The sequence below is a fragment of the Pseudoalteromonas sp. Z1A6 genome (assembly GCF_011378745.1).
Lineage (GTDB): Bacteria > Pseudomonadota > Gammaproteobacteria > Enterobacterales > Alteromonadaceae > Pseudoalteromonas > Pseudoalteromonas arctica.
On the sequence record NZ_WTKW01000212.1, the window covers coordinates 1 to 7,501 of the forward strand.

Consider the following 7,501-nt stretch of genomic DNA (forward strand, 5'->3'; position numbering starts at 1 on the left):
GAATATTTAAATAACAAATACAGACATCACTTAAAGTTAATAAAATGAGTTAAAAAAGTTTAACTTTTGATGATGTCTGTATGTTAACAAGCCCAGAGTGTACGCTTGCTTAACTAACTATATTTTAGTGCTTTATTTCCATTAAAATTTCGAGTGCACGGTGGCGTTTTTCACTATCGAATACATCATTGGTAAATATAAACTCATCAACTTCTAGCTGTTTCGCTATCATCTCTAACTTGTGTTTAATACTTACATGTCCGCCTACTACGCTTAGACTTAAAAAGTTCTCTACATGAGCGCGTTCTTGTTCGCTCCATAACCCGTCCATGCTTTCAACAGGTGGTTTTAGCCACAGCTCGTTACCGCGTATCAGTTCGAGCACACGTTGCTTAGAAGTAGTCGACAAGTATTGCGCTTCATCGTCGGTGTCTGCTGCCACTAAAGGCAGTGCAAGCATTACGTATGGCTTATCAAGGTCGCTTGATGCTTTAAATTCGCGCTTATACAACGCTATTGCATCGTGCACAAAGCGCGGTGCAAAATGTCCTGCAAATACATACGGTAACCCTTTTTGCGCCGCTAGTTGCGCGCTAAATAAACTCGAGCCTAATAACCAAATAGGAACGTTTGTGTTCTCACCCGGTATAGCGCGTATTGGGTGCGTACCGTTGTATGGACCTAATAACGTTTGCAGCTCAGTTACTTCACCCGGGAAGTTTTCAGCACGGCTCATATCGCTATTTAATGCACGACTAGTTACTTGGTCGCTGCCGGGGGCACGCCCTAATCCTAAATCTATTCGCCCAGGATATAAGCTCTCTAACGTACCAAATTGTTCAGCAACAACTAATGGGGAGTGGTTTGGCAGCATAATACCGCCCGATCCAACGCGTATCTTTTTGGTATTACCTGCAATGTGACCAACCAAAATAGAAGTGGCAGCGCAAATTATACCTGGCATATTATGATGCTCAGCAAGCCAAAAGCGATTAAAGCCAAGCTCGTCTGCTCGCTGTGCGTATTTAGTACTTTTATGAAGAGTGTTGGCAACACTGTCCCCTTTGATCATGGGGGCAAGTTCGAGTAACGAAAAAGGAATGGAAGTTAACAAAATAGCAGCTCCTAAAAATGCATACTAATAATGGATTACATCATTAGCATAAAACACTTAAATGGGTCTGCTATTAGGTCAATTCAAGTTACGCAGAGGTATTAGAGCAAAATAGGTATATGTTATTTTGCTCTAAGGTATTCAGGCAAGCTGTGCATCACGTTGGCGCTGCTTTTTATAGCCTTCTGAGTCTACGCCTTTTTTCCAATAACCAGAGGATACAATATTACCGCGCGGTATATTAAGTTGCTCAGTTAGCAGTGTTTTTACTGTACGTACAAGGCCTGCCTCCAGTGCCATAAACACAATAGGTGGCTGCTCTGTAATGTGCAAATTTTTAAGTGCACTTAGCATTGCTGTATCGGCATTATTGGTAATTAACCAGTTTATATCGCGATTTGTTTCTAAATCGATAATGTCTTGCTCAGTAGGGGCATGTACAAATGCATCAATTTTTGCAGCTTCAGGTAACTGCTGCACATAGCCTTTTATAGCATTTACTGAGGTTAAATCGCCCAATAATATATAATGAGGGTGCGCGTAATTATCTAATTTTTTAGGGCCTGGTCCAGCTATACCTAGCGCGTCGCCTACTTTTGCAATTTTAGCCCAGTTAGTCGCGGGGCCTTGGTGCATATTTATAACAAAATCAAGCGTTAGTGCGCCGGTTTGCGCATCCACATGCCTTATTGTGTATGATCGCATACACGCTGTTTTTAAGTTAAAATCTACTTCACCATTTTTTGGGAACAGTACTTTTACATAATTACCAATGTGCGCGGAGGTTATATCTGCAAAATCGTCTGAGCCTACAACAATGCGCTGTAAGTGCGGTGTAATTTGCTCAGTGCTTAATACTGTTGCTTTGCGAACTTGTTTACCCATTTTAAATCACCTCGTTTACAAAACTTAGGTTTAAATAATTAACTGCTATAAAAGCAGTCATTGCACAACGCCCCATTGGTTGATAAAATCAACTATAACAATTTAATTGACTTTGTCAACCATATTGAGAATTCTATGAATACACCTTTATCAAATACGCTGTTTGAACTAATGCAAAATTACCGTGTCACAATTCGTGAAGCAATTAACGCAGGCGAACTGGGTATTAATGCTATGCACGTACGCTGCATACATATTATCGCGAACGTAAATAACTGTACGGCTAACGATATAGTTACTAAAACACAGCGCGACAAAGCGCAAATAGCACGTTTAATTAAAGATCTTATTGGCTTAAATTTAATTAATAAACAGGCGAGTGAGCACGATAAACGCTGCTTTATTTTGTCGCTCACAGAGCAAGGTAAAGTTCTTTTTGATAAGTTATTAGCCTCAGAGAAAAAAATAAATAATCAAATGTGTAAAAACTTAAACCCTCAACAAATCAAAGACTTTTTAGATACCGCACAACAAATGATCAAAAACATGGATTGATCAGCCATACATTTCTTGGCATAACTTACACAAAACGCATATACTGTACACTTATACAGTATATGCGTTTTAGGTTGTGTTATGTTTGTCATTCCCATTTATATAGAAGCAGGCGTGTGTGGTTTTGAATCCCCCGCAGCGCAGTACACCGAGCTAGGTGTAACCCTTGATGAGCTTTTAATAAAGCATCCAGATGCTACGTTTATTGGTATTGCATCGGGGTGCTCTATGCAAGAAGTCGGAATTTTTGAAGGGGACTTATTAGTTATCGACCGTGCAGAGCCTGCAGAAAATGGTGACGTTATTGTTGCTAACTTAAATGGTCTTTTTGTATGCAAACTACTTGATAAAACCAATGCGAGGCTGCTTTCGGCTTCTTCTTTACATAAGCCTGTACAACTAACCTCTTCAGACGAATTTCAGCTAGAAGGCGTAGTAACGCTATCAATAAGAATGCACAGGCAAAGCCCAGAGTTACTAAAATGTATGCCTTAGTTGATGCTGTGTCATTTTATGCCAGTGCCGAAAAAGTATTCGACCCTGCTATTCGCTCCAAACCCGTGGTTGTACTTACCAATAACGATGGCTGTGTATGCGCTATTTGTCCTATTGCTCGGCGCTTAAATATTCCTAAATTTGGCCCGTACTTTAAAGTTAAGCATTTACTTGAGCAAAATAACGTAGTTATTCGATCTAGCAATTATGAGCTTTACGCTGATTTAAGCGACAAAATGATGAATATTATTGGCCGCTTTTGCGATACACAGCACATATACAGTATTGATGAATCGTTTTTGCACTTTAATGGCTACACATCATTAATTAAAGACTGGCATGAATACGGCCATACAATAAGGCGCACAGTATGGCGCGAAACAAAGCTTCCTGTAGGTGTTGGTTTTGGCCCGACCCCTACTTTAGCAAAAGCCGCTAACCATGCCGCTAAAAAGCTCAGTGGCTTTAATGGTGTTGCAGTAATAAATAGCGAGCAAACTCGCCAAGCTATTTTACAAAGAATGAGCTGCGAAGATGTGTGGGGAATAGGCCGGCGACTAGCTAAAAAGCTTAAAATAATGAATATACACACCGCTTGGGACCTTGCTCAGCAAAACCCTAAAGCAATGCGCCGTGCATTTAGTGTGGTTGTTGAACGTACAGTAAGCGAACTTAACGGGATAACATGTTTAAACTGGGATGATGTACGACAAGACAAGCGAGAGATTTATTCGACCCGTAGTTTTGGAGAGCGCATATGCGAGCCAACAGCCCTTAAAACGGCGCTAATTAACCATGTAACCACAGTGGCTAATAAACTAAGAGCGCAACGTTCGCTCACCTACCAGCTTTATATTTTTGCAGCCAGTGGCGCGCACGAAAACAGATATTATAAAAAGTCGTTTGTATATAAGTTCCCCTCACCCACTAACGACACCTGCGTGATGGCTAATGCTGTATCTGAGGTATTTAATAATATTTACCAACCGGGAGTTCGGTTTTATAAGTGTGGTGTGGGCGCGGTAGAGCTAATATCAGAACAGTTTCAGCAAAATGACTTATTTAATAAGAGCCCTGATAATCCAAAGCTTATGCAATGCCTAGACACAATTAACAATCGATACGGAAAAGGGATGCTCAGCCTTGCAAGCAGTAAATTAAATGACCGATGGCACATGAACCGTGATTTTTTATCGCCGCAGTACACTACGCGTTGGCGCGATATCCCTAAAATATACTGCGAATGATTTACTACTTACTAGATGCTTTATTTGCTCTCGTCTGCTTTTTTAAATGTGCACTCTACACTAGGTTCGCTTAATGTGTATTTTAGTGTGTTATCAGCTAAGAATTTGATACTTTGACTGATTGTTTTTTCGTTTGCAGGGTTTTCACAACGGCTCATTCTTAAACCGTTTTCAAGGCCATCACTTTTATATTTAAGCGTACTGGTTATAAAACAAAAGTTTGGTTTTTTAATAGTGCGAGTACCATTGTGGAGCGATCCAAATACAATTTGTTCTCCAAGTTTAAAACCTGCACTTAAATCACTTTCGTCTGTCAAACTCAAATCGCTATTAACGCATAACCCTGAATTGGTCGACACAACTTCGTATGCCCCCAGTTTTGACTTTAAAAACGGTATAAATCGTGTTTTATTACTCGGCTCAGAAAAAGCATTTGCACTTGTAAAAGCGACAGTTAATAAAGCGAGTGTTAAATATTTCATTTCGTGGGTGTATCCTCGTGAGTCAGCGTGTTAAATAATAGCAAAATGCCTAATCACTTAGCTTTTATAACTTTTAACAACTATAACAGAGATTTACTATAAAAGGAGAGAAGTCGTATTACAGGAGCGAGCGCGTGAGTAGGACGCGGAAGCTTTGCTCGGTTTTTACTTATTCTTACTAGAATAACCCAGGAGCAGTTGTCGAGCCCACTAGTTTACAAATTTCGCGCCGCGATTAAATCCTTCTTGGATTGAACAAATTCAACCACCAAAGGTAAACATGCCCTAGATACTCATTACAAACCATTTTGTTGTTAAGCACTTTATTTAATACGTACTTAAACAACAAAACGATTTATACCAATGCGCTTAATTGTAAGGGTCAATTGAACTCATTAGATTGTTTAACTAGTTATACGAATTGGTATTTATTTTATTGCCAGTACTTTGCAAATAATAAAGGGTAGCTTTGCTTTAAAAACTTAGGTTTGTCTTTAAAACGTTTACCTTTGGGTTCATCACTGCCAGATGGGATAAACGGCAATTCGTCTTCACTGCGTTCTTCAAATAATAAACCGGCTATTAAGTCATACTCATCAATGTACGGATAAGGCTGCTCGTTTAAGTAATAAACGGGTGTACACTGCGCTATCGAATCAGCATTTTCTAAGGCGTTTTCGAAAACTGTTTTACCGCGCGAAATTAACCAACATCTAAATTCGCTAAAGCCATAATCGTCGTTACATCCAGCCATCACAAAGGCGGCACCAAACAAATCCCATGTAAAACACTTGCGCATATGTATGCCAAAATGCTTATCAAAATCAATAAGGTGTTGATCGCTTAAATCATTAAGTTTAGTTTTTAGGTTATCGCTCACACTTTGCGGATCGAGTCCTAAATCAGGCGTTGTTACTAATTCCCAAAAAGCCTGTTCTGTTAACGCTGCCATTATAAAATCTCTTTTACTCGGCCAACTTGACCATCTTCTAAACGCACTTTAATGCCGTGTGGGTGATTAGGTGATTTTGTTAAAAGACGCTCAACAACACCTTCGGTTAATGTGCCGCTGCGTTGATCTTCTTTTAATACAATATTTACTGTGATACCTGGTGAAATTTGCGAACGCGTAGGAACAGCCATAATTTAAACCCTAAAAATAATTTATCTAATTATAACGTCCATGTGCTATCAAACCAACAAAAGCTCTGTTAATTGGCGGAAAATGAAATATGTGCTCGTTTTGCGTTCAACTTAATACTCGTAAGCTCTTTGAGTATTATATTTGTTAATTCGTTAAGTTGCGGTTTTGCACTTTCAAGGGCTATATCATCGTTAAAATAGCACTGTACTTTTAACGTATTGGCCTCGTTATTTAAGTCAATGGTATGCGTTAGATAATCAAAACCAATTACGCTTTCTTTTATTGCCTCGCATGCATTAGTAAGTGCTAGTCGAATGTGCTTATCGCGCTGCTTTTGAGTTTTAGTCATAAATATAAAGGTTACTTATTTAGTTTCTGCTTGTTGCTGTTTTTTAAACTCTTCGTAGTTAGAGTCTTGTTTATCTAGGCATTCGTAATATTCTTTGTCGGCTTTATAGTTACATTCATCAAGGCGCGCCGATTGAACTTCATGAAAACGCGCGTCAGAGCTACAACCAGCTAAAACACATAATCCAACAATAAGTAATGCGCTACTTTTTAGTTTATTGATAAACATTAAATTTCCTTACACTTTCTATATCGAAAAAGCGTTAAATTATTACAATATTATTGTATATTAGCGCCATAAAATCTTAATCCCAAAGGATCTATTTCTATGATGTCGCAGTTACAAAAGTTGTTTCAGCGTATAGACAAAAGCAAGATATTTCAATCATTTGTTATAGCTGTAATTATTGTTTCTGCTCTTACAGTAGGTGCACACACTTACTCACTACATCCTACCGTAGAGCTTGCTCTAAATTGGATGGACGTTGGCATTACCGCATTCTTTTTAATTGAACTAATAATCCGCTATGTTGCAAGCAAAGGCATAAAACACTTCTTTTCGAAGGGGTGGAACATATTCGACACCATCATAGTATTGGGCAGTTTATATCCTGCTGCTGGCTCTACTATGTTAATTGCTCGTCTACTTCGCATATTTAGAGTACTGCGATTGGTATCGATGATCCCAGAGCTGCGCTTATTAGTTAACTCATTGCTTAAAGCCATTCCACAAATGGGTTATATAGCCCTATTAATGTTTGTTATTTTTTATATATACGCTGCAATGGGCAGCATGATGTTTGCGGAAATAAACCCCGTACTTTGGCAAGACGTATCAATCTCTATGCTCACCCTATTTAGGGTGGCGACGTTTGAAGATTGGACCGACATAATGTACGAAACAATGGCGGTGTACGAACTAAGCTGGATTTATTACCTTACGTTTATATTTTTAACCGCATTTGTATTTTTAAACATGATGGTAGGTGCCATTTTAGAAGTTATGAGTGAGGAGCACCGCAAAGCACGAGAAGAGCTCGCAGATGATAGCTCATTACCTGCAACGCAAGGGCAAGTAAACGAGCTGCAATCACAAATTGCTGAGCTTAAAGAGCTTTTGAGTAACCGCAAAAACTAATCTGTTCAGAGTACTAAAGCACCCACTTAAAGTTTAAAAAGTGGGTGCCGTTTAAAATTCTAATTAAACTAAAATTACCAAAGCGCTTTAATT

At 39.0% G+C, this 7,501-nt stretch carries 11 protein-coding genes; 4 read left to right on the top strand and 7 right to left on the bottom strand.

Annotation, left to right across the window (positions count from 1 at the left end; translation table 11 throughout):
• Window positions 1-124 precede the first annotated feature (124 nt).
• Entirely contained in the window at window positions 125-1,114 is a 990-nt protein-coding gene (locus GQR46_RS13375) for an LLM class flavin-dependent oxidoreductase (protein WP_165741206.1), read from the bottom strand.
• A gap of 141 nt (window positions 1,115-1,255) precedes the next feature.
• Entirely contained in the window at window positions 1,256-1,999 is a 744-nt protein-coding gene (locus GQR46_RS13380) for a siderophore-interacting protein (RefSeq protein ID WP_165741207.1), read from the bottom strand.
• Window positions 2,000-2,134: 135 nt separating this feature from the next.
• On the opposite strand from GQR46_RS13380, the gene GQR46_RS13385 reads away from it, so the two are divergent.
• The 3 genes from GQR46_RS13385 to GQR46_RS13395 all read left to right on the top strand — a co-directional run bounded on the left by GQR46_RS13385 (window position 2,135) and on the right by GQR46_RS13395 (window position 4,296).
• On the top strand, window positions 2,135-2,554 hold the full coding sequence (locus tag GQR46_RS13385; protein ID WP_010552917.1) for a MarR family transcriptional regulator: 420 nt from the start codon (window positions 2,135-2,137) through the stop codon (window positions 2,552-2,554).
• Window positions 2,555-2,635: 81 nt separating this feature from the next.
• On the top strand, window positions 2,636-3,049 hold the full coding sequence (locus GQR46_RS13390; RefSeq protein ID WP_165741208.1) for a S24 family peptidase: 414 nt from the start codon (window positions 2,636-2,638) through the stop codon (window positions 3,047-3,049).
• Entirely contained in the window at window positions 3,037-4,296 is a 1,260-nt protein-coding gene (locus tag GQR46_RS13395; RefSeq protein WP_165727958.1) for a Y-family DNA polymerase, read from the top strand. The genes GQR46_RS13390 and GQR46_RS13395 overlap by 13 nt, the downstream gene beginning before the upstream one ends.
• A 20-nt stretch (window positions 4,297-4,316) precedes the next feature.
• Here the strand turns inward: GQR46_RS13395 and GQR46_RS13400 are convergent, their stop codons facing one another.
• The 5 genes from GQR46_RS13400 to GQR46_RS13420 all read right to left on the bottom strand — a co-directional run bounded on the left by GQR46_RS13400 (window position 4,317) and on the right by GQR46_RS13420 (window position 6,499).
• A complete protein-coding gene (locus GQR46_RS13400) occupies window positions 4,317-4,778 on the bottom strand; it encodes a hypothetical protein (RefSeq protein ID WP_010552920.1) in 462 nt (153 codons plus the stop codon).
• 433 nt (window positions 4,779-5,211) lie between these two features.
• Window positions 5,212-5,730 carry a DUF4240 domain-containing protein gene (locus GQR46_RS13405; protein ID WP_007377587.1) on the bottom strand — a complete coding sequence of 173 codons (519 nt, stop codon included), beginning with the start codon at window positions 5,728-5,730 and terminating at the stop codon, window positions 5,212-5,214.
• Window positions 5,730-5,921 (bottom strand): YwbE family protein, encoded by a 192-nt coding sequence (locus GQR46_RS13410; protein ID WP_007377588.1) that lies wholly within the window; start codon window positions 5,919-5,921, stop codon window positions 5,730-5,732. Before GQR46_RS13410 ends, GQR46_RS13405 begins: the two co-directional genes overlap by 1 nt.
• Before the next feature lie 68 nt (window positions 5,922-5,989).
• On the bottom strand, window positions 5,990-6,271 hold the full coding sequence (locus tag GQR46_RS13415) for a hypothetical protein (RefSeq protein ID WP_165741209.1): 282 nt from the start codon (window positions 6,269-6,271) through the stop codon (window positions 5,990-5,992).
• Window positions 6,272-6,286: 15 nt separating this feature from the next.
• Window positions 6,287-6,499, bottom strand: a complete 213-nt coding sequence (locus tag GQR46_RS13420) for a hypothetical protein (RefSeq protein WP_007583226.1) — start codon at window positions 6,497-6,499, stop codon at window positions 6,287-6,289.
• Between the two features lie 99 nt (window positions 6,500-6,598).
• On the opposite strand from GQR46_RS13420, the gene GQR46_RS13425 reads away from it, so the two are divergent.
• Window positions 6,599-7,408, top strand: a complete 810-nt coding sequence (locus GQR46_RS13425; RefSeq protein WP_165727960.1) for an ion transporter — start codon at window positions 6,599-6,601, stop codon at window positions 7,406-7,408.
• The last annotated feature ends 93 nt before the right edge of the window (window positions 7,409-7,501 follow it).